This window comes from Streptomyces sp. bgisy130 (assembly GCF_057708345.1).
In genome coordinates, this window is the sequence record NZ_JBYISA010000009.1 from 210758 (window position 1) to 236232 (window position 25475).

Sequence of the window (25475 nt, forward strand, 5' to 3'; positions counted from 1 at the left end):
CCGGAGGGGTGGCCAGGTGCGTGGCCGGGTCCGCGCGCTAGACGCGGTCGGAGAAGTCGGCGTCGCCGAAGACGCGCTGCCAGCAGTCCGAGGCGAACGCCTCGGCGTCGACGGTGGACAGCCACTCCTGGAGGGTCGGCTCCAGGTCGTCCACCGACCAGTCCGAGGCGAACCACCAGTAGTAGAGACGCACCATGAGGACGAAGTTGCGCAGGCTGGTGGCGGCCAGTGCGTCGGTGAGACCCGAGGCGCCGTCTTGCAGGACCCTCCCGCTGCCGCCCTCCAGGAGCAGCCGCGCCCCTTGCCATTCACCGAGGCGGTAGTAAGGGCCACGGGCCACGTCAGCTGTTCGGTGTGGTGACGCGGGCGAATTCAGGTCCGCCCAGTCGGCTTCTTCCAGGGGTTCCGTGGACAGGTCCAGGAGGGACAGTTCGAGGAACTCGCCCCGCAGGAACGGCAGTCCCGTCTCCGTCAGGAATGTCCGTGTCTCCGTGTGAGTGATGCCGTGGGGGACGGCGGTGGCGGGTACGCGCCGGAATGTGCCGGCCGGCCACACCGAGGCGTACCAGGCCGGGGTCGGCCGCACCGCTTCCGGCGGGAAGGGGGCGGAGCCGGGCTTCGTCGTCGTACGGATCATGTTCTTGAGCACGCCCGGTGCCTGCTGCGCGGATTCCTCCGGATCGATGTCAATGACGAAGACACTGTCCTCGGACACCATCACGGCGCGGTTTCCGCGACGCGCCGCGCGGCGTACGAAGCGTGGCATCCGAGGGAGGTCTACCGCGCCTTCCGCCTCGCCGGCGGGTCGCCAGCCCGACAACCCCTGGTCCGCCAGGGTCTGTTCCGCCGCGCTGCGGTCCGTCTCCAGGGGTGCCGGCAGTCGTTCGCCGCGCTCCATGCTCCAGGTCTGGGGGTTGCCCTGCGGGTCCCAGGCGGTGGCGATCTCTCCGGCGGGCGTCCCGGCCACCTGAAGCCGGCGCACATGGGGGCGACGTACGAGGTGCCAGGTGGTCAGGGTGCCGGGCGCGGTCCCGTTTGCCCAGAGCGTGCGCCAGGGGGCCCGTATGTGGGGGGCTGCTGCCCAGAGCTGTGATGCGGCAGGGGGGCCGGCCTGATGTCCGCGGCCGCCACCGCCTTCGTCTTCGGCCGGTGCGGCGCTTACTTCGCCCTCTTCGTTCCCTTCATTTCCTTTGTTTCCTTCACTTCTTTCGCTTCCTTCGTTCTGTTCGGCCCTTTCCACCATCAGGGAGTGGTGAAGGAGGGCCAGCCATTCGCCCGGGGAGGAGGACACCACGCCTCGCTCGGTCAGGTAACGCAGCCGGAAGGAGCGGCTGTTCAGTGGAACGGGGCGCTGAAAATACATCGACTCGAATGCTTCGAAGAGCGTTCGGTGGTCCAGCTGTGCCAGCAGGCGCAGATCGCCGAGCAGGTCATCGAAGAGGCCGGCGGCGGCCGCGTGACCGGGCAGGGCGGTGCGCGTGTAATTCCGCACGCTGTCGTGGTCTTCGGTTGCGGCGCTGAGCGCGTCATAAATGCGGTGGTGCATCTCGCGGGCTTCGTCTGCCGGCAGGGAGCGGCGGTATTCCGTGGCCATTGGCTCGTGCCGAAGGGAGACGACAGAGGTGCCGAAATCGTCCTGATGGGACTCGTACCGGGGAGAGTTGGTGGTGGCGTCGGCTGCGATCAGCTCCTGTAGCTGCTGCTCCGTATGCGGATCTCCGGTCGCCGAGCACAGCAGGGACCACACGGGCAGCGGAACGTCCCGTGCCTCGGCCAGAGCGAGGGCGCGGGCTGCTCCGGAGGCCGGGCGCTCCGGGGCGGGGCCGGCCTCCGCCGTACGGGCGAGGGTGAGGTGACGCCCGGCGTACGAGGCGACCGCCGCCGGTGCATCCTCGACCTCGACCAGCAGCCGGAGCGCCACGCCCGGCTTCGGATAGCGCCGTAGCAGATCGACCAACTGCCCCACGACACGTTGCGGTTCGACCGTCGTGCGCAGCCGTCCCGCCCATTGGGTATTCGCCAGCAGCACCACGAAATTCCGCGAGATATGACGGACCGCGTCCGCGAATCCGGTGTCGTAGCGGTGTGGCTGAGTAGCGCCGCAGCGCTCCGCCAGCTCTTGTGCGATTTCTTCCACGGGACGTCCGGCGCAGTCCACGAACACACTGTCCGCCGCGCGCCCGGCCACCGTGCGCAGCAGCTCGGATTTCCCCGTGCCGGGCTCCCCGCCGATCCACAGCCAAGCCGTGCGCTCACGCGGTTTGTCGATCCACAACAGGCTTCTCCGCAAGGCGACATCCGGGGAGACCGCTTGCGGCTCGGGTGCTGGGTTGGTCATGGTCGGATGCCCGCATGGTTCGCGCTTGATGTAGATGTGGGCGATGTCATAGGAGCACGGATTCGCCGGAACCAGCATCTTCAGTCACGAGACGACACCCTTTCCGCGGAGATCACGAGTCGTTCTCGAAGATGTACATCCAGGCGTCGGACTGCGAGCCGGTGTCGTCGATCATCCAGAGTTCTCCGCTGACGTGCTGGCGCAGCGCGTACTGCTCGTCGCTGTTGTCGACCGTTGCGGAGATGCGCAGGCCGATCAGCCACTGGGCGGTCATGGCGAGGAAGTTCTCGAGGGAGGACGCCACCAGCATGCCGTCGACCGGGTCGTCCTCGTCGCCGGGGACCCGGTAGACCTCGCCGGCGGTGCCGTCCAGGACCACGTCACCGCCCATCCACCGGCCGAGGTGGAAGAACGGCCCCTCGCTGTCGGGGTCTTCGGGCGCGTCGTCCGGCCAGGGGAATTCGGTCAGGAACGCGTCGTCGCCGGGGTTGAGGCGCAGGCCGCTCTCGTCGAACGCGGGGATGCCGAGGCCGGCCAGGACCTGGCGGGCGCCGTCCTCCTCCAGGCCGGGTGGCAGTTGGTCCTCCTTGACGGGGTGGAACGCGGCCTCGCTCACGACTGCGCGCAGGTCCGCCGCGGCGGGGGGTGCGGCGTGCCGCGGGGTGGTCGGGCCCGCCGCCGCGTACGGCCCGGAGAGCGGGGCGCGGCCGGGGGTGCCGGCTGTCTCCTCCCAGCCCTTGGCGGGGGCCAGGGCGAAGAGCCCACCGGGGCCGCCCAGGATCGCCAGGTCGCCCACGGTCAGTACCGGAGCGAAGAGCAGGCTCGGATGTCCCATGTCGGTGGCGGGGACGGCGTCTTCGAGTTCGGCGAGCGTGGTGATCGCGCCCGCAGCGTCACCGGCGCCCGACGCGTCCGGCCGGGTGAGGGCGGTGTGGGCGTCCTCCGGGACGACGGAGTCCTCCGGCCAGGGACCGGCCAGCGGTTCGCCGGTCTGCGCGTCCCAGATGCTGACGTCCACCTCGGGTGTGCCGAGCGCGGCCACGGCGGGCCGGCCGTGCCAGCGGACCTCGGCCGTTTCGCCGACCACGCCCGGTGCCAGGAACGACGCGTGGAAACCGCCCGGCGGACGCCAGCGGGTCCACACCGCCTTCCACGGGAGGCGGATCCCCGAGGCGAGGAGCCCGGCCACGAAGTCGTCGTCGCCCCGGGCGGTCGCCATCAGGTGCAGCCAGGCGGCCCAGGCGGGCTGCGTGGCCGGGACCACCCCGTAGTCCCACAGGTACGCGGCGTCCGCCGCGGCGGAGTTGCTGCCGATGCCGCCGTAGTGTGCGCAGCGCGCGGCATCGAGCAGGGCCGTCTGCGGCAGATGGGCCACCAGATCGCCCCGGGCGACCAGTTCGTCGAGGGTCCGCGTGGTCCACTTCTGCTCGTGGTCGGCCTGCGCCGCGTGCATGGCCAGCCCCGCGGCCGCGTACGTGCCGAGCGCGCCGCTCGCCGCCCAGCCGTCGGGGTGGGCCAGTTCCGGAGCGAGCGTCCGCAGCCAGGCCGTCATATGGCGGTTCACCCGGGTGACGGTTTCCGGGGCGGTCTCGCGCCGCAGTGACCCGGCCACCGCCTCGTCGACGAAGCCGACACCGTCGTCACGTCGCACCAGCCACCGGTCGTGCTCGGCCAGCACGGCCTGGAGCGCGTCCTCGGTGGCCTGGAGCGCCTCCTCGGTGACCGGGCGGTCGTCGTCCGCGCGCAGTCCCGCCACGAGTGCCGCCCAGGCGCGCGGCGGCACCGTACGCGGCTCGGCGAGCGCCAGGGCGCGCACCTCGTCCGGCCAGGCCGGCGGGGCGGGCGCCGGGTCCGCTCCGGCCGGCTCCAGCCGGAGGCCGGCGTCGCCGGAGCGCAGCAGACCGGGCGCGTCCACCTGGGCGATCACCTGAAGCCCGGTGCGCGCGCACAGCGCCTTCAGCGTTCCGGTCAGCAGCCGCTCCGCCTCACAGGAACGACGGGTACGGCCCATCCGGTGCACCTGCGTGAGCAGCACCAACCGCCGTTCCGGCAGGACGCGCACCTCGGAGATCCACCTGAGGCCGCCGTACCGCCGGGACTCCAGCCCCAGCGCCGCCAGCACCTCCGCCAGCACCTCCTCCGCGGTGCGCTCCGCGGCATCGACCAGAACGCTCGACGCGACCTGCGCCCCCACCTCCCGCAGCACCCGCCCACCGTCGGCCGCGCCCGCACCGACCAGGCTCAGCCAGCCCCCCGGCGCCAGCGGGTCGGCGGTGTCCTGCCACCACCGCACCAGCCGGCCGGCCGCCGCCTGTACGGAAACGGTCTCCAGCACCGGGGTGTTACTGCTCATCGCTGCGCTCCTCGATTACGGCTTCGGCAGCATAGGCACCGCGTGCGAGCTGACGATGAGCATGTGGCGGCGGATTGCGGCAGATCGCGGCGGGGTGGCAGGGGAGGCCGGCGCCAGGTCCGTCACGCGCAACGAGCGGCCCGGGTACGGAGCACGCGCAACGACCGGCCCGGGTACAGGTCAGGCGGGCTTCAGTCCGGGCAACTCCCAGCCGCCGGCGATCAGATCGGATTCCAGGCTGCCGGAGAGGATCGCCTTCCAGGTGGCGCTGTCTTCGACGATCGGGTCGACGTGGGCAGCCCATTTCCGGGCGCTGCTCTGCGCGTCACGTTCCTCGTCGGCGGTGGGGAAGGCGCTGAGCCGGGCGGCCCGGCAGAGCCACAGCAGGGAGACGTACTGGCGGAGGCTGCCGGCGATGACCGGTTCAGTGGATCCGCCGGAGAGGCCGTCCTGGATGACCTGGCCGGTGGCGCCGTCCAGGTAGGCGTCGGAGCCGAGCCAGGTCCCGATGGGGAAGAAGGGGCCATCGCCGTTCGGGACGATCGCGGCCCCGGCCGGCCAGTCGGCGGGGGACAGGCCCGTTTCGTCGATCGCCGCCAGTGTCGCGAAGTAGAGCCGGCCGTACAGGGCGGGCAGACCGATGTCGGTGAGATAGCGGCGTGCGGTGTCGTCGAGGCCGGCCGGCAGGGCGTCGGCGGTGAGGGTGCGGCAGGCGTTCGGGCCGAAGGCCGCGGCCAGGGCGGCGGGGGAGGGGCCGTGGGGGGAGGCGAGTTCCGCCGGGATGTTCCAGAGGGCGGATGTCGTGTGCGGGGCGACCAAGGGGGGCCTCCAGCGCGCCGGGCCGGTGTCCTCGTCCGGTGTCGAGGCCGGTCGCAGGTCGTCAATGGCGAACAGGCCGCCGCGTCCGCCCAGTGCCCATCGGCCGGCATCCACGCGGCGGTGGCAGAGCACGCTGCGGGGCAGGCGGAGGGGCGCGCGGTCGGCGGCGTCCGCCGGGTCCTCCGCGCGGACCCGGAACGCGCCGCGGCCCTCGGCGCTTTCGACCTCGCCCTCGTCGTCGAAGAAAAGGTCGATCACGGCCGGCGTGCCGAGTTCCGTACCGTCGGTCACACTCCAGACGCGTTCGAGGACTCGTTCATCGCCATCCGGGATGGCGTATTCGCCGTCGTGGAATGCCGGGAGCACACGCTGGCCGGCCACGGCCGTTGTGCTGCCGAGCGTGCCGGATTCCAGGTAGTCGACGTTGCCGGCCTCACCCGGGAGCGGGCCGAACGCGGCGTACGGGCGCCGGCGCGACCAGGCCGTTCGCCAGGGCAGGGCAATTCCGGCGGTGGCCAGCCGTTCCGCCGCTGCCGTGTCGCCGCGGTTGAGCGCGGCCCAGTGCAGCCAGGAGACCCATTCGCCCTGTGCCGAGGGCGCGATTCCCTCGGCTTCGAGGTAATGGATGTCCGAGGCGACTCCGCCCTGGGGGACGCCGTGCTTCCACTGGCGGGCCAGCGCTTGCAGGAGTGCGTAGCGGGTGGAATGGGCGAGGGCCGGTGCGTTGGCGAGCAGGCCGGGCAATTCGGTGCCGGACAGGGCGGCATGCAGGGCCGCGGTCTGCGTGGCATAGGAATGCACCGGGTCGGGTGAAGCGCGGTCGGTGAGGTGGCCGACCAATTCCTCGGTGAGGGCGCGTTGCCGGTCCGCGGTCAGGGGGTGCGCGGCACGGATGAGGTGTTTGATTCCGTCGCTGCGAAAGCCCACCACGGTCTCTTGGGATTCGTCATCCGTAATGTGGCGTTCGAGCAGTTCGCCGGGGAGAGCATCGGCAAGTGCCGACAGTTCGCGAACGGTTGCGGAGATGCCCAGCGCTTGGGCGAGCAACGCCCAGACCTGGAGCGGGACGTGACGGGTCTCCGCGGCGGCAAGGGCCCACAGGGCCGGATGCGCGGCGAGCAGCCGATCGACCGGTTCCCCGGGCGTCGCATCCGATTCCAGGAGGACGTCATTGCCGCGGGTGACGGCTACCCTTTCGTGGTCCGCGTCGGCTTCGACCACCACGCGTACGCAGCTGCCGCTCTGCACGCCGAGCTTTCCGGCCAGTACGACGCCCACGCGGAAAGGCTCGTCGGAACTGAACAGCGGGCCGGCCCATTGGGCATTCGCCAGCAGGACGATCGACTCCCCGCGGTGCCGGGCGAGGGCGTCGATGAGTGGATCGCGGCTTCGTGCGGCAGTCGCATCCAGCCCGAGACCGTCGAGCGCGGCGGTGGCCACTTCGTCGGCGGTCCGGCCGAGGCAATCGACGGTGACGGCCGCCGGAAAGCGCTGCTGCACGTCGGCCACCAGTCGCGTTTTCCCGGCTCCGGGCTGCCCCGCCACTTGCAGTACGAGACCCTTCCGGCGTGGCTCCGCAAGCCATCCGGCAACCGTCTGAAGTGCCTCGGCATACTGCACGTGCTGAACTCTCCGATCCCTGGGCAACATATGAACCCGTCAGTATGAGGCTACCTTCATCCACACTCGGAGCATTTCGCCACGGGCACGGTGCATGTCCTCGTCCCGCTTGTCCCTCGCCTCTTGCCTGGCTGCATCGATTGCCTCATTGAGTGCCGCTTCGGTGTGTCCGTCACCGAGCTGCTCGCGGATTTGCTCTATCCGCTCCGGTGAAAGGCCCCCCAAGCGGTATCCGGCCGCGTAGTAGATATCCGTCGAGTTATTTCGGTCCGGCAGACTGGGGCGTTGCTCTTCCGGGATGTCGTGGTAGTTCGTGCGCTCCTGGTTTTTGGGGCGTTCGAACTCGTGCGACAGATAGTAGGAGCAGTTCGCTGATGCCGGGTGGGTCTGGTCCCCACAGGGCTCGAACTCCGTGTACATGGCGGTGGCTTGGTATGTATTCGGGTGCTCGGCATCCAGCTTTCGGAACGCCTCGCCGAGAACTGGCTCGGAGTGGTCGGGGGAGTGGCCGAAATCGTTGGCCGGTACCGAGGAGTCGATGATGTAGTGCGTCTCGGTGGTGCCGTCCGCGTTCTTCTTCTGGACTTCCAGAACCGCGTAGTTCTTTCCGGAGAAGTCGGGGCGTAGCCTGTTTGCGGTGGCCTGGACCGCCGGATCTTTGCTCTGAGCAGGAGCGTCCACCTTCTTGTTCCAGAGGGAGGTGAACTTCCGCTTTTCCTTACGCATTTCCGCGGATGCGTCAGGATCGCCGCCCCTGGAAATGATTTCCTGGGCCGCTGCGTACGTGCGGGCCAGCGGCGCGGGATCAGTCAGCTGGCCACGCTTGGGATTGTGCCGGGAATGGATGTGGGAACCGCCGGACTCGTCCACGGCATGTGCGTTGTGGAACTGGTGGCTCATGCGAGCGATGGCGGCCACCGTGGCGAGTTGGTCGTGCTTCTTCATCTCACCGAAACCGGGGAGCAGGTCCTTCAGCCGGGACTGCGTGAGGGGACCGTGTGCGGATTCGTCGATGACCTTCAGCAACGGGGGGCGTGGATCGGGATCGGCACCCGGCGCGGCCCAGTCGTTGAGTTTCTCGATGACCGGGTCCAGGCTGTGCTGTCGTACGTCGTTGCTCCGGCGCACTCTTGACTGCGAATCATCCGTCCGCATGTCGTAGTGCTCATGAGTGCCGTCACCGGGTTGCCGACTTCCGTACGGCGTGCTCCCCTCGGCCCGGGCACTGTCGTAACGATCGCGCGTGACTTCGTCGCTGCGCGCGCGCATGGCCTGTCGCTTCGCGGCCCTCTCGGCCGGTGATTCCGTGGCAGGTTTCTTACCGTTTTTGTTCTTGCCGCTCTTGCTGTCCTTGTCGTCGTTGTTGTTCTTGTCGTTCGAGTTGCTTCCCGACGGGTCGGGTGGGGGAAGCGTGCCGGGATTGCGGGGCGGGGGGACTTCGGCAGAGCGCCCAGGGGCGGGCTGAGTCGGCGCCTGCACCGGCCTCGTCGGGTCGCCGTGGTGAGGTGCGGTCCCTTGCGCGGGTTCCTGGTGAGGGCGGGTGGTGCGTCCGTCCCCGTCGGAATCGCTGGAAGGCGGCGCCGTGTCTGAATGCGTTGCGGGAGCGTGGTGGGTGGAGCCGCGCGGTGACTCGTGCGACGGGGTGGCGTCCGGCGAGTCCTGGTGCGGACGCTCGGTGTGCGGAGAGTCGGAGTGCGGGGGCGACGTGGCCTGATTGCCCCGGGAGTCGTGTGTGTCCTGGGAGCCCTGGGTGTCCTGACTGTGGTGGGCGTTGTGGGTGTCGTTTCCCTCGGCGTGGCGGGGTGTGTCCGCCGCGTGCCGGCTGCCCTCGTGCTGCTGGTGTTCCGCCGTCTGCTCGTGGTGCGGCTGTTGTTGCCGGTCCTGGTCGGGTTGCTGACCGGGGGTTTGGTTCTGGTGCTGTCCCTGCTGTCCCTGCTGTCCCTGCTGGGGATTCTGTGGGTTTGGGTTCTGTTGCGGGTGGGTTTGTGGCTGCTGCTGGTTCTGCTGAGGGTTCTGGCCCTGGTTGTTGTGCTGCGGGCTCTGATGCTGGCCCTGGTGTTGTCCCTGGCCCTGGCCTTGCCCCTGCTGCTGGGCGGTGGCGGGGTCGAAGGGCTTGCGGTCGGCGTCCAGGGTGAGGTGCCAGACGCCGTCGGCGTTGGTGTGGATGGGCTGTTGGCTGATCTGGCCGGTCTGGCTGTCGACCCAGACGACCCGGCCGTTGTGGTTGACGGCGTTGAAGACGTGGGCGCCGCCGCCGGAGCCGTCGGGGTTCTTGGGCCAGGTGACGAGGACGGCGGCCGCCGAGCCGTGGCCGGACTGACGGAGTTCGTCGGCGATGCGCTGATAGCTGTCCTGGGAGTTCTGGCCGGAGTGGCGGAAGTTGGTGCCGGCCCAGTTCTGGATGTTGTTGGTGCCGTCGCGCTCACCGCTGACCCGGTCGAGGCCGCCGTGGCCGTCGTTGTCGTAGGTACGGGGTGCCGAGACCTGCGGGTTGCCGTACCAGGACTCCATGAACGAGCGGGTGCAGTCGGCGCAGTTGTTGGAGCGGCCGGGGACGTTCGGGCCGCCGTCGTTCTGGAGCTGGGACCAGGGCTGGAAGGGGTCCGCGTGACGCTGCGGGCTGCCGTCCGGATTGCGCGGGAACTGGTTCTCCAGCGCCTGCTGGTCGTCCGGGAACGGCGAATACAGGCCGCTGGGCTGGTGGTTGAGGCTCGCCCGGACGTCGTTGAGGCTCGGCCGCGGGGGGTGGTTGGGCGGCGCGGGCTGCTGCTGTTGGTGCGGCGGCTGCTGGTTCTGGGGCTGTTGGTTCTGGTAGTGGTGCTGGATCGGGGGCTGGGGTTGGGGTTGGGGCTGCGGCTGCTGGTGCGGCTGTTGCTGTTGCTGTTGGTTTTGGGGCTGCGGTTGTTGGTTCGGCTGTTGCTGTTGCTGTGGGTGCTGCTGAGTCGGCGGCTGCGACTGGGGCTGGTGGCTCTGGAGCGTCGGCTGCTGACGGGGGTCCGGGCGGTCCGGCTGCGGCTGGCGCGGGTCCGGACGAGGCGACTGCTGCTGCGGCTGCTGTTGCTGCGGACGCTGCTGGGTGGGGTCGTGCGGTTGCTGCTGCGGAGGACGCTGGGTGTTGTCGGGGCGCGGGGTTTCCGGACGGGGGGCGTCGGGGCGGGGGGTGTCCGGACGCGGCGGAGCCTGGTCGGGGCGCTGCTGACGGGGGTCCGGGCGGCCGTTCTGGGGGTTGCGAGGGTCGTCCGGGCGCGACGCGTCGGGGCGGGGAGTGTCCGGGCGAGTGGCATCGGGGCGCGATGCGTCGGGACGTGGCGTGTCCGGGCGGGTGGCGTCGGGCCGGGTGGTGTCCGGGTGCTGGTTTTGCGGGTGCTGCTGGTCCGGCCGTACGGGCTGCGTTTGGTCCGGATGCGGTTGCGTCTGGTCGGGGCGTACGGGCTGGGTCTGGTCCGGATGCGGCTGGTTCTGTTCCGGGCGCGGGCCCTGCTGGTTGTGCTGGGGTGCCTGGCCGGACTGGGGGTCGTGGGGAGGCTGTTGGTTTTGGTTCGGGCGGGGGCCGTCGAGGCGGGGGTTGTAGGGGGGTGGTTCGGGGCGGCGTTGTTGGGTGGCGTCGTGGATGCTCTGGGAGCCGTCGGGGCGGCGGTTCGGGCCCGGTGCGGTGGTGTTGGGGCGGGGGCCGTCGAGGCGCGGGTTGTACGGGGGCGGTTCGGGGCGGCGCTGCTGGGTGGCGTCGCGGATCGCCTGGGAGCCGTCGGGGCGGCGGTTGGTGGGTCCGGGGGTGTTCCCGCTGGACGGTGTGCCGCCGTGTGGGGCTCCGGACTGGGGGGTGGCCGGGCCGCCCTGGGAGGGCACGGCGGTCGGCATGCCCATCACCGGGCCGGCGGTCTGCGGGGTGTTCTGGGGGGACTGCTGGGGCGTGGACGGCGTGCCGGTGTCCGCCGCGTGCGTGGTGGGCGCGGGAGCGGTCAGCGTGTCCGCGGACTGTGTGGTGACCGTGGTGTCGTCGTCATCGCGGACGTGCGGCATCGGGTCGCCGGGGGCGGGGTCCCGCTGTCCGATGGGCGGGCCGGACGAGCCGGAGTGCTGTACGGGGGCGCCCTGGGAGGGCACGCCCACGTGGGGTGTGGAGGGCCGTCCGCCGCCGTTGCCGCTCTGGGAGTTGTCGCCGTTGGAGGAGCTGTTGCCGCTGTTGTCGCCGTGGGGTGTGGTGGCGCCGTCGCTGGGCGGATTCCCGGACACCGGGTCGGGGGTGGGCGACGGCTGCTGGGGCGACTGTGCCGCGTCCGGGTGGGAAGGGCCGTCCGGGGTGGGTGAGTTGGACTGGGGCGACGACGCGTGGTCCGGGGCGGGGCCGGAGTCCGGGGACGGGCCGGGGGTCGGGGTGGTCCCCGAGTCGGGGGTCGGTCCGGCGTCCGGGTGGACGGACGGGCCGGGTGCCGGCTGGGTGCTGACCGAGTCCGGGCGCGAGTTGTCCGGTGTGTTGTCCGGGGTGGGGTGGGTGCTCGCTGAGTCCGTGTCCGGGCGGGAGGTGTCCGGGGTGGGGCCGCCCGCGTCGGGGGTGGCGCCGGAGTCCGGGCGGGGGCCGGCGGAGTCGGGGGTGGGGCCCGTGTCCGGGGTGTGCCCGGAGTCGGGGGTGGGGGAGTTCCCGTACGGGTTGTGGTTGTTGCCGCCCGCGTAGCCCTCGTCGAAGGCGGTGCGCTGGTCCGGGGGCGGCAGCGGCTGGGCCTCGGGTGTGGCGCGGTTGCCGTCCGGGCCCGGGGCGCCGCCGTCGGAGGTGGTGGCGGGACCGCTGCCGGAACCGCTGTCCGTGGAGGTGTCGCCCGGGCGGGGGGAGTGCGAAGGGCCGCCGGAGTTGGAGTCGGACCCGGAGCCGTTGCCCGAGCCGCTCCCGTTCGCCCCGGACCCCGATCCCGAACCGGATCCTGACCCCGATCCGGACCCGGACGCACTGTCCGTGCCGGTCCCGCCGCCGTCGGACCCGGACCCACTGCCGGCATCGGAGTCACTGCCGGCCCCGGACCCGGCCCCGGACCCGGCCCCGTCCGACCCGCTCCCGGCCCCCGACCCGCTGCCCGATCCCCCGCCGTCACCACTCCCGTTGCCGCTCCCGGCCCCCGTGGACCCGCTCCCGGACCCACTCCCGGCCCCCGTGGACCCGCTGCCGCCCCCGTCGTTCCCGCCGCTGTCCTCGCTGCCGCCCTCGCTTCCGCCCCGGCCGGCGGCGTTCTCCAGACCGTTGCGGGCATGGTGGCCCGCTCGGCTGCCCGCCCCGTCGCGGAGGGACTCGGCGAAGGTCTGGCCGGAGTTCTTGAGTGCCTCCACGCCCGCCTCGGCGCCGGTTTTGGCGCTTCGGCCGACGTCGAAGCCCTGCTGGGCGCCGAAGTGCATGTTCATGCCCTGCGCGATGGCGTCGGAGACCATCGCCTCCAGCGCCGAGACGGCCGGCTCCTTGACCGTTTCGACGATCGCCTCGACCAGCGCCTCACGCGCTTCCTTCAGGATGCGGCGCACGATCAGCCGGGTGGCCTGGGTGGCCGCGGCCGCGCCGATTTCGGAGAGGCCGAAGGTGAAGGGCGCGGCCGCTTGAGCCGCGATGATCTCTGCCGCGAGGATCGCCAACTGGGCGATCACCGCGGCTTTCATCCCGATGATGACCCCGGAGCCGGCGTCCAGCGCGAACGCGATGAGTTCGGCGGCGCTACGGGCGTCGTCGAGGTAACCGGAGCCGTTGCCGGAGTACTTCTCCCAGGTCTTGCTGAAGCCGTCGATGCTGTCGCCGGAGTTGGCCGACAGTACGTTGCCCGCCGCGGTCACGCCCTCGGACTGCAACTGCTCGACGGCGCTGGCGAACTCCCGCCACTGGGTGGCGGAGTCGATCATCTTGTCCTCGTCGCCCGTCGGCCAGTCGTAGCCGAGCATCTCGAGTACCCACTCGAGCCAGTCAGGAAGCATGAGCGACATGGCGGTAATCCCCCGGGAAACGGTAAAGCTTGGTCACGATCGGGACGACGCGGGCGCGGGTGAGTCGAGTGAGTCGGGTGAGCCGGGTGGGTCGAGTGAGTTGATGGCGCGTCAGACCTGAGGCGACTTGAGGGCGATGATCTGCTGGCTCTCCGCCTCGGCGTTGGCGATGTGCTGCTTCATCAGGGAGTCGTTGAAGTCCTCGTCGGCCTGGTGGTTGTCGGCCATGGTGTTCAGGGCGCCGCCGATCTCCTGGAGCTTGGCGGCCAGATGCCCCATGGATTCGTACATGCCGTCGCGCAGGCCCTCGTAGACCACGCCGAACTTCTCGCCGATCTCGTCATCGCCCCAGGGCGGAGTGTCCTTGCCCTCCAGGCCGGTCAGCGCGGTCTTCAGCTTGGTCACCGCGCTCTGATAGCGCTTTCCGACGCTGGTGAAGTCCTTGCCGCCGGACTTCAGTGACGGAATGTCGGCCTGGAGCCCATCCCCTGCCATGGCGTCCCCCGTTCGCTGGAAGTGTCGTCACGACTGCACAACGTTCAACGAGTCTAGTGGGGCAGGCCCGTGCCGCCTCAAGGAGTGCGCTGTCACAAGGGTGTCACCGATGGCGGGGCCGCGCTCCACCCGGGGCCCCGGGGCGGGCGGTACGTCAGGAGGTGCGGCATGCGCCCCGTTTGGCCGCGCGGGCCGCCGGGCCGAACCGGCCGCGCGGCCCGCCGGGCGGATCCGGTCGTACGGTCCGCCGGCCCGAAAAGGCCGCGCCCGGCGTCAGCCCCGCGAGGCGTCCCGGTCGAGGGAGCGGAGGGCGAACCACAGCTCCATACGGACGTCGGGGTCGTCCAGGTCGGTGTCGAGGAGGCCGGAGATACGGGTGATGCGCTGGCGGACGGTGTTGCGGTGGATGCCGAGGGCGGTGGCGGTGCGGTCCCAACTCCCGTGCAAGGAGAGCCAGTTGTGGAGTGTGGCGAGGAGGGGTGGGGAGTCGGCCAGCGGGGCGAGCAGAGCCTGGGCGTGCTGCCGGGCATCCGTGGGGGCGACGAGGGAGGTGCCGAGGGCCGCGGCCTGGTCCGCCTCCGACCCGCGGGGTACCAACGCGCTGCATTCGGCGCAGGGCGCCGGCGGGCTGGGGTACGGCTACCCGGCGGCGCTGGGCGTGGCCGTCGCCGATCCGGCGCGGCCGGTGCTGGCGGTCTCCGGGGACGGCGGCGCGATGTACTCGATCGCCGAACTGGCCACCGCCCGGCAGTACGACCTGCCGGTGACCTGGCTCATCGTGGACGACGGCGGCTACGGCATCCTGCGCGAGTACATGACCGACGCGTTCGGCGAGGCCACCGGCACCGAACTCACCCGGCCGGACTTCGTGGCCCTGGCCGGGTCGTTCGGCATCCCCGCGGTCCGGACGAGCCCGGAGCGGCTGGGTACGGACCTGGCGGCGGCGCTGGCGGCCCCCGGCCCGTCGGTCGTCGTCCTCCCGGCCCGGCTGCGGATGTTCGCGCCCACCCATCTGGAGTCCTGAGGGCAGGCCGCCGGACTACGCCTCCGACGGGCCGCCGCCCGCCCCCACCCGCCCCTGGAGCAGCCGGGACAGCGCCGCGTGGACGTCCTCGACCGAGCGGTCCGGCTGGAAGGACTGCCAGTCCAGGGCGGCCACCAGGACCATGCCGAGGAGGGCGGAGGCGGTGAGGGGGATGTCGAGCTCGTCGGAGAGTTCCCCGTCCCGTACGGCGTCCCGGAGGACGGACTCGACGACGGCCTGGGCCCGGCCGCGTACGGAGGTGAGGGTGTCGCGCCAGGTGCGGTTGGTGCGCCAGAGTTCGGCGACGTAGAGCTGGATGAGGGCGGGGGAGCAGGCGATGAAGTCCAGGCCGGCCCGGATCATCGCGTCCAGGGCGTCGACCCGGGTGCCGCCGCGGGCCGCCGTGGCGTCGGCGGCCCGGCGCAGGGAGTCGGCGAGCAGATCGATGCCGTCCCGCAGCAGCTCCTCGTAGAGGACGTTCTTGCTCGCGAAGTTGTAGTAGACGGTGCCCTTGGCGACGCCGGCGCGGTCGGCGATCTCATCGACGGTGGTGGCGGAGAAGCCCTGTTCCGCGATGAGGGTGACGGCGGCGTCGAAGAGCCGGCGGCGCGTCGAGCTGCGCCGGGGGCCGGGGGCGGCCCCCGGGGCGGTGCCGTCGCCGGCACCGCCCCGGGAGACGGGGAGCCCGTTCACAGGCTGAGCTCCGGATGCAGGTCCTTCATCCGGACGACCTGCCGGCTGCGCGCCGCGAGAGCGGTGAGCGCCAGCGCGCCGAGGGTGAAGACCACCAGGACCACACAGCCCTGCTGGACGATGGCGAGGTCACCACCGGTGATCAGCCGGCGCAGGCCGTCGACCACGTAACTCATCGGCAGGAAGGGGTGGATGGCGGCGAAGAAGCCGGGGCTGGTCTGCACCGGGTAGGTGCCGCCCGCCGAGGTCAGCTGGAGCATCAGGACGACCAGGGTCAGCACCCGGCCGGCCGGTCCGAAGAACGCGCCCAGCAGCTGGATGATGGCGGTGAAGCAGGCCGTGGCCAGCAGCAGGAAGCCGACGGTGCCGGCCGTGCGGGCCATCTCCAGGCCGAGGCCCCAGTGGAGCACGGCCATCAGGGCGAGCACCTGGACGACGCCGATGGCGTAGGCCGGCAGATAGGAGCCGAGGGCGATCCGCCAGCCCGGGGCGCCCGCGGCCAGGGCGCGCTTGCCCAGCGGCTGGAGCAGCATGAAGGCGACCATCGCGCCGACCCAGAGGGAGAGCGGGATGAAGTACGGCGCCAGGCCGGTGCCGTAGTTGGGCGCCTTGTGCAGCGACTTGGCGGCCAGCTCGACCGGGTCGGCCATCACCTCGGTGCGGGTGTCGCGGTCCTTCTTGTTGTAGTCGGGGATCTTGGAGACGCCGCTGTGCAGCCCGTCGGACAGCTGGTTGCTGCCGTCCTTGAGCTTGAACAGGCCGCCGGTGAGCTTGTCGGCACCGTCCTTGGCGACGCCCAGGCCGTTGTGGAGCTTGCCGGCGCCGTCGGCCAGCGTGCCGATGCCGTCGGCGAACAGCCCGGCGCCCTGGGATACCTTGTGGGCGCCCGCGTTGAGCTGGTTGATCTGGCCGATCGCCTTGTCCGCCCGGTTCGCGATGCCCGGGGCCTGCTCGGCGACCATCGCGGCACCGTGGTGCAGCTCCCGCACCTTGGTGCGCAGCTGCCCGAAGTCCGTGTGGGCGACGGTGTCGTTGACCTTCTCCGCCGCGTCGGCGGCGAGGGCGGTGCCGTCGGCGATCGCCTTCAGCTTGGGGCAGTCGGGGTCGGTGTCGACGAGGCCCTTGCAGCGGCTCTGGTAGAGCTCCGCGGCGTTGTCGGCGTTCTCCCGTGCCTGGCGGGCGGCCTTTGCGGAGTCCCCCGGCAGCCTGCCGAGGTCCTCGTCGAGCTGCGCGGTGAGGTCGGCGACGATCTGTGCCTTGCGGCCGATGTCCTTGCCGTGCTCGCGGAGGTAGGGCAGGTCCCTGCTGGCGATGCCGTGGACCTTGTCGGCGAGCTGCTGGGTGCCGTCCGAGACCTTGCGCGCGCCCAGGCTCAGCTGCCGGGCCTTCGTGGCGGCCTCCGCCGCGCCCTTGCTGATCCGGTCCGCGCCCTTGTCCAACTTGCCCAGGCCGTCGGCGAGTTCACCGGTCTTGTCCTTGGCGGTGCCGAGACCGTCGTCGAGCTTCCCGGCGCCGTCCGCCGCCTCGGCCGTCTTGTCGTGCAGATCGGAGAACGAGATGAAGATCTTGTCGAGCATGGCCCGCGACGAGCTGGCCGAGGTCTTGGCGCGGACCTCGGAGAACACCGTCTTGGAGATCGAGCCGACGACGTAGTTGTTGGCGTCGTTCGTCCGGACCTGGAGCGCGCCGGTCTGCGGGGTCTTCCCGGAGCTGGAGGCGATCCGCTCGCTGAAGTCCCGGGGGACGGTCAGCGAGAGGTAGTACGTGCCGTTCTCCACACCCTTGGCGGCGTCGGCGGCACTGACGTCCTCCCAGTGGAACTTCTTGCTGTCCTTGAGGTTCTCGGCCAGCTCGTCGCCCGCGTGGATCTTCTTGCCGCCCGTGGTGGTACCCCGGTCGTCGTTGACGAGCGCCACCGGGATCTTGTCCAGGCGGCTGTACGGGTCCCAGAACGAGCAGAGGTACAGGGCTCCGTAGAGCAGGGGGATCAGCGTCAGGGCCACCAGGCCCAGCCGGGGCAGCTTGCCCCTGCTGAACCGCCTGAGCTCAAGCGCGGCCAGCTTCGGCGAACGCATCCGCTGCCTCCTCCTTGGTGGTGTGGGGGTCGTCCTGGACGGGGGCGGGAGTGGCTTCGGCGGGCTCGGCGGCCTCGGCGGGTCCGGCTGCCCCGGCCGCTTCGGTGCCCGTGCGCGCGGTGCGGACGATCAGCGCGTCCTCGGGTGCGCCGTCACCGGCGGCCACGACGGTGAGGCCCTCGCGCGAGAGGTCCCGCAGCAGCTGCCAGATCTCGGTGCGCTCGGCGTCGGCGAGCTTGAGGTCCACATCGTCGACAGCCAGCAGCTGCGGGCCGTGCATCAGCCCGAGCGCGACGGAGAGCCGCAGCGCCTCGATCCGCTCCAGGTCGCGCACGGCGGTGCGCAGCCCCTTGGGGAGGGTGCCGGGGTCGAGCCGGGCGGCCGCGAGGGCGGCGTCGACCCGGGCCCGGGTGGCCTCCTTGTGGCGCTTGCCCCAGGGGAGCGAGACGAGCGGCGAGCCCTGGATGCGGGGGCCCAACAGGGCCTGCTCCTTGAGGTGTTCGCCGACCGTGAGGGCCGGTTCGAGGTCGGCGACGCCCGGCACATGGGCGAGGGCGGTACGGCTGCGTACCGACCCCATCCGCTTGGGCAGCGGGAGTCCGGCGACCGTCGCCTCCCCTTCCGTGATCCGCATCCGGCCGGTGAGGGCCAGCAGCAGACAGGTGCGGCCGGAGCCCGAGGGGCCCTGGACCGCGATCAGCGTGCCCGGTTCCGCGGTGATGTCGACCGCTCGGAAGGCCCATCCCCGTGGGCCCTCCACTCCGATTCCGCCGGCGTGGACCGCCGCCCCCTGGCGGGTGGTGTTCACCGACACCCCTCCCCTTTTGATCTGACTGGTCAGTCTAAAAGTGTGCCCTATGGAGGGTCGTGTTGACCAATCGGACCGCACGGGCTGGAGCCGGTCCCGTCGATCCCGTGACCCGAACGGCCGAGCCGCCCTAGGGTGCAGGGCAGGCGGGGGCCTGATGATGTCCATGGTGAGTCCGTGCCGCGGCATGCGGCGCGGACCGCGCACAGACGACGGAGAAGCATGCATCCTTCGCCACAGCACCCCGTGGACCGGCCGCCGCAGCAAACGGCCGGTCCGTCCGCGCCGCGCTCCCGCAAGCTGGTCGCCCCTCTGCTCGCCACCGCGCTGATCGCGGTCCTCGCACCCGTCTCGGCCTCCGCCGCGGCGCCCGCCCCCGCGCCGGAACCGGCCGGCGCCGCGCAGGGTCCCTGCATGAAGGGCGACGGCTGGACCGCCACCGCCACCAGGATCGACCCGAAGGACAGTCACCACGCCTTCGTGGGCAACGGCTACCTCGGACAGCGGGTGCCCCCCAACGGCACCGGCTACGCGGCACCCGGCGGAACGACCGGCTGGCCGCTCAAGACCCCTGAATACGACGGCTCGTTCGTCTCCGGGCTGTACGCCAAGGGACCCAAGGACCTCAAGGGCCGGCAGGCCATCGCCGCGATCCCCACCTGGACCACCCTCGACGTCGCCACCGGCGGCGCACACCCCGACACCTTCTCCTCCGCCACCGCCCCCGGCCGGATCTCGCACTACCGTCAGACGCTCTCCCTGCGCTGCGGATTCGTCCGTACGTCGCTGACCTGGACCGCCGCCGACGGCCGCGTCACCGACCTGGTCTACGACGTGCTCGCCGACCGCACCGACGCCCACACCGGTGCCGTACGCCTGCGGATGACGCCCCATTGGAGCGGCGCCGCCACGGTCACCGACGGTCTCGACGGCCGCGGCGCCCGCCGGATGACCCCGTCCGCGGACGGGGCCGCCACCAAGGGCGCGGAGACGGGAGGGAAAGAGACCGGCGGCAAGGAGGCCGGAGGTAAGGAGACCGGGGGCAAGGAAGCCGGCGGCAAGGAGGCCGGCGGTGCGGCCACCGGCGGCACCATGGACGTCGGTTTCCGCACGGACGGGACGAAGACCGAGGGGGCGGTGGCCTCCACCCTGCGCACCGGGCCCGGCGTACGCGCCAACCCGCCCCGGCCGACGACGCAGGACAAGCTGAGCAACCGGCAGCAGGTGTCCTTCCCGGTCCGCAGCGGCCGCTCGTACGAGCTGACCAAGTACGTCGGCGTGGACACCGCCCTCACCTCCCGCACCCCGCGCGCCGCCGCCGACGCCGCCTCGCGCCGGGCCGCCGACCGCGGCTGGGACGCCCTGTTCGCCCGGCACAGCGCCGCCTGGCAGCGGCTGTGGCGCAGCGACATCGAGGTCAAGGGGCAGCGGGACCTTCAGAACTGGGTGCGCGCGGCGCAGTACGGCCTGCTGGCCAACACCCGTGCCGGCAACCGCAACAGCATCGGCCCCACCGGCCTGACCAGCGACAACTACGCCGGCGAGATCTTCTGGGACGCCGAGACCTGGATGTACCCGGGCCTGCTCGCCGCCCACCCCGCCCTCGCCAGGTCGATCGTCGACTACCGCTACAAGACGCGGGCCGGGGCCGCCGCCAACGCCCGCAAGCTGGGCTACAAAGGGCTGTTCTACTCCTGGACCAGCGGCAGCAAGGGCGATCTGTGGAACGAGTGCCACAGCTGGGACCCGCCGCACTGCAAGACCCAGAACCACCTCATGGGCGATATCTCCCTGGCCACCTGGCAGTACTACCTCGCCACCAAGGACACCGCCTGGCTGCGGTCCCGCGGCTGGCCGGTCCTCAAGGGCATCGCCGAATTCTGGGCCTCCCGGGCCACCCGTAACACCGACGGCAGTTACTCCGTCAAGAACGTCGCCGGTCCTGACGAGTACAGCAACGGCGTCAACGACGGGGTGTTCACCAACGCCGGGGCCGCCACCGCGCTGCGGCATGCCGGCCGGGTCGCCGCGATCCTCGGCGAGAAGGCACCGGCCTCCTGGAAGGCCATCGCCGACAAGCTGCGCATCCCGTACGACAGCAAGAAGCAGGTCTTCGAGCAGTACGCCGGGTACAAGGGCACGACCATCAAGCAGGCCGACACCGTGCTGCTGATGTACCCGCTGGAATGGCCGATGTCGCAGACCCAGGCGGCCCGCACGCTGGACTTCTACGCCGGGCACACCGACCCGGACGGCCCGGCCATGACCGACTCCGTGCACGCCATCGACGCGGCCGGGATCGGCGAGGCCGGCTGCTCCACGTACACCTATCTGCTGCGGTCCATCAAGCCGTTCGTCCGCGGGCCGTTCCACCAGTTCTCCGAGGCGCGCGGCGAGAAGGCCGGCGCCTCCGACCCGCACGCCGGTAAGCCCGCCCAGGACTTCCTCACCGGCAAGGGCGGCTTCCTCCAGACCTTCACCCACGGGCTGACGGGGCTGCGGCTGCGCGAGGACCGGGTGCGGCTCGACCCGATGCTGCCGCCGCAGCTCTCCGAGGGCGTCACCTTGCGCGCACTGCACTGGCAGGGGCGGACCTACGACATCGAGATCGGCGCGCACCAGACCACCGTGCGGCTGACCGCCGGGGCGCCGATGCGGATCGAGTCGCCGGAGGGCGAGAAGATCGTCAGCCGGGGGGTGCCCGCCGTCCTGAAGACCCGCCGCCCGGATCTGGCGGCGACCTCGAACGCGGCCCGGTGCACCTCGGCCACCGCGACCTCGGAGGAGCCCGGCCTTTACGCCGGCGCCGCGGTGGACGGCAACACCACCACGGCCTGGGTGCCCGACGCCGCCACCGGCACCCTCACCGTCGACCTCGGCCGGACCACCCGCATCGGCCAGATCACCCCGCACTGGAACGGCACCCGGCCCCGGTCCTACAACGTCCAGGTCTCCCAGGACGGCAAGCACTGGACCGGAACCGGATACGCGGGCCGCACCCCGGCCCGGTACGTACGGGTCACGGTGCACGGTGACCCGGGCACATCGGCCGACGGCAAGCCCAAGCCGCATCCGGGGATCTCGGAGCTGACCGTGGAGCGGGTGCCGGACACGACGGGGGAGCGGGGGAAGTAGCCCGCCGCGCCCCCTGAGTAACGGCCCGCTGGGCGACGGCCCCGTTCCGGACGATCCGGAACGGGGCCGTCCGCCGTGCCGGGGGCGGTGCGCGCAGAGAAGTTTGTGACAGCGGGATGAAAACCGCGCCACGCGGTGTTAGCGCCCTCGAACAGTTCGAAAAAGTGTCGATGGGCGGGAGGCACCGGGTGGCGGGGACGGACAGGGAACGAGCGGGCTGGGCGCGGCGGCTGACCCGCGACTGCTGGCAGTACCGCAAAGACGTGCTGCTGGCCCTCGGCTCCTCGCTCGCCGGGATGGCCGTGCTGGCCCTGGTCCCGCTCGTACCGAAGCTGATCATCGACGATGTCATCGTCCGGCAGGCGCGCCCCATCGGCCCCTGGGCCGCCCTCATGGTGGTGGCCGCGCTCGTCGTCTACGTCCTCACCTACATCCGCCGCTTCTACGGCGGCCGGCTCGCCCTGGACCTCCAGCACGATCTGCGGACCCGGATGTTCGGCGCGATCGCCCGGCTCGACGGCCGGCGGCAGGACGAGCTGAGCACCGGCCAGGTCGTCGGCCGCGCCACCAGCGACCTCCAGCTGATCCAGAGCCTGCTCTTCATGCTCCCGATGATGATCGGGAACGTCCTGCTGTTCGCGGTCTCGCTGGCCGTGATGGCGGTGCTGTCGCCGCTGCTCACCGTCGTCGCGCTGGCCGTCGCCCCCGCCCTGTGGTTCATCGCCAAGCGCAGCCGCGCCCGCCTCTTCCCCGCCACCTGGTACGCCCAGGGTCAGGCGGCCGCGGTGGCCGGTGTCGTGGACGGCGCGGTCGCCGGGGTGCGGGTCGTCAAGGGCTTCGGGCAGGAGGAGCAGGAGACCGGGAAGCTGCGCGAGGTCAGCCGCCGGCTGTTCGCCGGACGGCTGCGCACGGTCCGCCTCAACGCTCGCTACACCCCCGCCCTCCAGGCGGTCCCCGCGCTCGGCCAGGTCGCGATGCTGGCCCTCGGCGGCTGGATGGCCACCCAGGGACAGATCACCCTCGGCACCTTCGTCGCCTTCTCCACCTATCTGGCGCAGCTGGTCGGACCGGTCCGGATGCTGGCGATGATGCTGACCGTCGGCCAGCAGGCACGGGCCGGTGTGGAGCGGGTCTACGAGCTGATCGACACCGAGCCCACACTCACCGAGCGGCCGGACGCCCATGAGCTGCCCGCCGACGCCCCGGCCACCGTCGTCTTCGACCGGGTGACGTTCGGGTACGCGCCGCCGCACGGGGGCGAGGGGGCGGGCGACGGCACCGGCCCCGCCCCGGACGTCCCGGCCGCCGCCCGTCCCGTCCGCCCGGTCCTCGATGACTTCTCGCTGCGCATCGAGGCCGGCGAGACCGTCGCCGTGGTCGGCACATCCGGCAGCGGCAAGTCCACGGTCTCGCTGCTGCTGCCGCGCTTCTACGACGTCTCCGCGGGCCGGGTCCTGGTCGGTGGCCACGACGTACGCGATCTCACCCTGGACTCGCTGCGGGCCGCCATCGGCCTGGTCCCCGAGAGCAGCTTCCTGTTCTCCGACTCCGTGCGCGACAACATCGCCTACGGCCATCCGGACGCCACCGACGCCCAGGTCCGCGCCGCGGCCCGCGCCGCCCAGGCCGACGGCTTCATATCCGAGCTCCCCCAGGGCTATGACACCAAGGTCGGCGAGCAGGGGCTGACCCTCTCCGGCGGCCAGCGCCAGCGCATCGCCCTGGCCCGCGCCATCCTCACCGACCCCCGGCTGCTGGTCCTGGACGATGCGACCTCGGCGGTCGACGCCCGGGTCGAGCACGAGATCCATGAGGCGCTGCGCGGCGTCATGGCGGGCCGTACGACCCTGCTCATCGCGCACCGCGCCTCCACCCTGGCGCTCGCCGACCGGATCGCGGTCCTCGACGGCGGGCGGCTGGTCGACCTCGGCACCCAGGAGGAGCTGGCGGACCGCTGTCCCCTCTACCGCAGGCTGCTGACCGACCCGGAGGAGCTGGGCGGCGTCGAGCGGGACCCGGCCGGTGCGCTGGCCGGTGCCTTCGACGGCGAGTTCGCCGCCGACGGACCCGGGGACCCGGAGGCGGACCCCGACGGTGTACGGGACGGCGCGGCGCCCCGGGCCGGGGCGGACGGCACCATCACCCCCGAACTGTGGGTCCGCCGGGAGCAGGAGGCCGAGGCGGGCGGAGCCGGGATGGCGGCCCGCGCGGCCGCCGCGGCCGGCCCCGGCATCGGCGCCGCGATGGCCGGACTGCCCGCCACGCCCGAGCTGCTCTCCCAGGTCGCCGCGCTGCCGCCCGCCACGGACACCCCGGACATCGACGAGGACCGGGCCGTACGCCCCGAGCGCTCCTACGGCCTGCGCCGGCTGCTGGACGGCTTCGGCGGGCCCCTGACCTTCGCGCTGGCGCTGGTCACCGTGGACGCACTCGCCGGGCTGATGCTGCCGGTGCTGATCCGGCAGGGCATCGACGACGGCGTCCGCCGCGGCGCGCTGATCGGTGTCTGGACGGCCGCCGCCGTCGCCCTCGTCGTGGTCCTGGCCCAGTGGGCCGCGCAGATCGGCGGCAACCGCATGACCGGACGCATCGGCGAGCGGATCCTCTACGCCCTCCGCCTCAAGATCTTCGCGCAGCTCCAGCGCCTCGGGCTCGACTACTACGAGCGGGAGCTGACCGGCAAGATCATGACCAGGATGACCACGGACGTGGACGCCCTGTCCACGTTCCTCCAGACCGGTCTGGTCACCGCCCTGGTCTCGATGCTGACCTTCTTCGGCATCTTCATCGCGCTGCTGGCCATCGACCTCCAGCTGGCCCTGGTCGTCTTCGCCACCCTCCCGCCGCTGATCATCGGCACGTACTTCTTCCGCAAGCAGAGCGTGCGGGCCTACGAGCTCGCCCGCGAGCGGATCAGCGTCGTCAACGGCGACCTCCAGGAGAGCGTGGCCGGACTGCGGATCGTGCAGGCGTTCCGGCGCGAGGGGCAGGGCGCGGAGCGGTTCGCCGCCCGCAGCGACGCCTACCGGCAGGCCCGGGTCCGCGGCCAGTTCCTGATATCCGTCTACTTCCCCTTCGTCCAGCTGCTGTCGTCCGTGGCGGCGGCGCTGGTGCTGATCGTCGGCGCCGGCCGGGTCGGCTCCGAGACCCTCACCGCCGGTGCGCTGGTCGCCTACCTGCTCTACATCGATCTGTTCTTCGCCCCGGTCCAGCAGCTCTCCCAGGTCTTCGACGGCTACCAGCAGGCGTCCGTCTCGCTCGGCCGGATCCAGGAGCTGCTGCGCGAGCCGACTACCACCCCGGCCGTCGAGCGGCCCCGCGCGGTGCCCGCGCTGCGGGGCGCCATCACCTTCGACGATGTGCACTTCCACTACGGCGGCGACGGCGAGGAGCCGGCGCTGGCCGGTATCGCGCTGACCATCCCGGCCGGCCAGACCGTCGCCTTCGTCGGCGAGACCGGCGCTGGCAAGTCCACGCTGGTCAAGCTGGTCGCGCGCTACTACGACCCGTCCTCGGGCGCCGTCCGGGTCGACGGCACCGATCTGCGCGAGCTGGACCTGACCGGCTACCGCCGCCGCCTCGGCGTGGTCCCCCAGGAGTCCTATCTCTTCGCCGGCACGGTCCGCGACGCCATCGCCTACGGCCGCCCGGACGCCACCGACGCCGAGGTGGAGGCCGCCGCGCGGGCCGTTGGCGCCCACGCGATGATCGCCACCCTGGACGGCGGCTACCTCCACGAGGTCGCCGAGCGCGGTCGCAACCTCTCGGCCGGCCAGCGGCAGCTGCTGGCCCTGGCCCGCGCCGAACTCGTCGACCCGGACGTGCTGTTGCTCGACGAGGCCACCGCGTCCCTGGACCTGGCCACCGAAGCGGTCGTCAACCAGGCCACCGACCGGCTCGTGGGGCGCCGGACGACCCTCGTCGTCGCCCACCGGCTGACCACCGCGGCCCGCGCGGACCGGGTCGTGGTGCTCGACCAGGGCCGGATAGTCGAGGACGGCAGCCACGGCCAGCTACTCGCCCGCGAGGGCCGCTATGCGGAGCTGTGGCGCACCTTCACGGGCGAGGAGGAGGAGCTGGCGGCCTGAGAGGAGGGCCCCCGGACGGGACGGTCCCCGGCCGCAGGAGCCCGGGGACTGTCCGGAGGCCCGCGGAGGCCC

Annotated in this window: 11 protein-coding genes and 1 pseudogene; 3 read left to right on the forward strand and 9 right to left on the reverse strand. The window is 71.8% G+C overall.

Annotation, left to right across the window (positions count from 1 at the left end; all coding sequences use genetic code 11):
- Positions 1-37: 37 nt before the first annotated feature.
- The 6 genes from AC3EUV_RS15480 to AC3EUV_RS15505 all read right to left on the reverse strand — a co-directional run bounded on the left by AC3EUV_RS15480 (position 38) and on the right by AC3EUV_RS15505 (position 14177).
- Entirely contained in the window at positions 38-2338 is a 2301-nt protein-coding gene (locus AC3EUV_RS15480) for an SUKH-4 family immunity protein (protein WP_435603144.1), read from the reverse strand.
- A gap of 112 nt (positions 2339-2450) precedes the next feature.
- The gene (locus tag AC3EUV_RS15485; protein ID WP_435603145.1) at positions 2451-4691 is read right to left on the reverse strand and encodes a hypothetical protein; all 2241 of its coding nucleotides are present in this window, start codon (positions 4689-4691) and stop codon (positions 2451-2453) included.
- Positions 4692-4871: 180 nt separating this feature from the next.
- Complete coding sequence (locus tag AC3EUV_RS15490) at positions 4872-7019, reverse strand: SUKH-4 family immunity protein (RefSeq protein ID WP_432140768.1); 2148 nt, start codon at positions 7017-7019, stop codon at positions 4872-4874.
- Between the two features lie 150 nt (positions 7020-7169).
- A complete protein-coding gene (locus AC3EUV_RS15495) occupies positions 7170-13085 on the reverse strand; it encodes a toxin glutamine deamidase domain-containing protein (protein WP_435603146.1) in 5916 nt (1971 codons plus the stop codon).
- 111 nt (positions 13086-13196) lie between these two features.
- The gene (locus AC3EUV_RS15500; RefSeq protein WP_432140766.1) at positions 13197-13580 is read right to left on the reverse strand and encodes a hypothetical protein; all 384 of its coding nucleotides are present in this window, start codon (positions 13578-13580) and stop codon (positions 13197-13199) included.
- Between the two features lie 273 nt (positions 13581-13853).
- Positions 13854-14177 (reverse strand): helix-turn-helix domain-containing protein, encoded by a 324-nt coding sequence (locus AC3EUV_RS15505; RefSeq protein WP_435603147.1) that lies wholly within the window; start codon positions 14175-14177, stop codon positions 13854-13856.
- On the opposite strand from AC3EUV_RS15505, the pseudogene AC3EUV_RS15510 reads away from it, so the two are divergent.
- Positions 14146-14604, forward strand: a pseudogene (locus AC3EUV_RS15510) (thiamine pyrophosphate-dependent enzyme); the annotation flags it as partial. The gene AC3EUV_RS15505 and the pseudogene AC3EUV_RS15510 overlap by 32 nt on opposite strands.
- Before the next feature lie 15 nt (positions 14605-14619).
- Here the strand turns inward: AC3EUV_RS15510 and AC3EUV_RS15515 are convergent.
- The 3 genes from AC3EUV_RS15515 to AC3EUV_RS15525 are packed head-to-tail and all read right to left on the reverse strand — an operon-like array spanning position 14620 to position 18180.
- Positions 14620-15297: a TetR/AcrR family transcriptional regulator gene (locus tag AC3EUV_RS15515; RefSeq protein ID WP_432140765.1), complete on the reverse strand. Its 678-nt coding sequence runs from the start codon at positions 15295-15297 to the stop codon at positions 14620-14622.
- Positions 15294-17372 (reverse strand): YhgE/Pip family protein, encoded by a 2079-nt coding sequence (locus tag AC3EUV_RS15520; RefSeq protein ID WP_435603148.1) that lies wholly within the window; start codon positions 17370-17372, stop codon positions 15294-15296. Before AC3EUV_RS15520 ends, AC3EUV_RS15515 begins: the two co-directional genes overlap by 4 nt.
- On the reverse strand, positions 17344-18180 hold the full coding sequence (locus AC3EUV_RS15525) for an ATP-binding cassette domain-containing protein (protein ID WP_432140763.1): 837 nt from the start codon (positions 18178-18180) through the stop codon (positions 17344-17346). Before AC3EUV_RS15525 ends, AC3EUV_RS15520 begins: the two co-directional genes overlap by 29 nt.
- A gap of 222 nt (positions 18181-18402) precedes the next feature.
- Between AC3EUV_RS15525 and AC3EUV_RS15530 the strand changes: the two genes are divergently transcribed.
- Positions 18403-21315, forward strand: coding sequence for a discoidin domain-containing protein (locus tag AC3EUV_RS15530; RefSeq protein ID WP_435603149.1), 2913 nt, complete (start codon positions 18403-18405; stop codon positions 21313-21315).
- Positions 21316-21485: 170 nt separating this feature from the next.
- Positions 21486-25403, forward strand: a complete 3918-nt coding sequence (locus tag AC3EUV_RS15535) for an ABC transporter ATP-binding protein (RefSeq protein WP_435603150.1) — start codon at positions 21486-21488, stop codon at positions 25401-25403.
- The last annotated feature ends 72 nt before the right edge of the window (positions 25404-25475 follow it).

Coding starts and splice junctions, on each gene's coding strand:
- AC3EUV_RS15530 (WP_435603149.1), top strand. CDS start 18,403: ATGCATCCTTCGCCACAGCACCCCGTGGACCGGCCGCCGCAGCAAACG.
- AC3EUV_RS15485 (WP_435603145.1), bottom strand. CDS start 4,691: ATGAGCAGTAACACCCCGGTGCTGGAGACCGTTTCCGTACAGGCGGCG.
- AC3EUV_RS15480 (WP_435603144.1), bottom strand. CDS start 2,338: ATGACCAACCCAGCACCCGAGCCGCAAGCGGTCTCCCCGGATGTCGCC.
- AC3EUV_RS15500 (WP_432140766.1), bottom strand. CDS start 13,580: ATGGCAGGGGATGGGCTCCAGGCCGACATTCCGTCACTGAAGTCCGGC.
- AC3EUV_RS15520 (WP_435603148.1), bottom strand. CDS start 17,372: ATGCGTTCGCCGAAGCTGGCCGCGCTTGAGCTCAGGCGGTTCAGCAGG.
- AC3EUV_RS15535 (WP_435603150.1), top strand. CDS start 21,486: ATGGGCGGGAGGCACCGGGTGGCGGGGACGGACAGGGAACGAGCGGGC.
- AC3EUV_RS15495 (WP_435603146.1), bottom strand. CDS start 13,085: ATGTCGCTCATGCTTCCTGACTGGCTCGAGTGGGTACTCGAGATGCTC.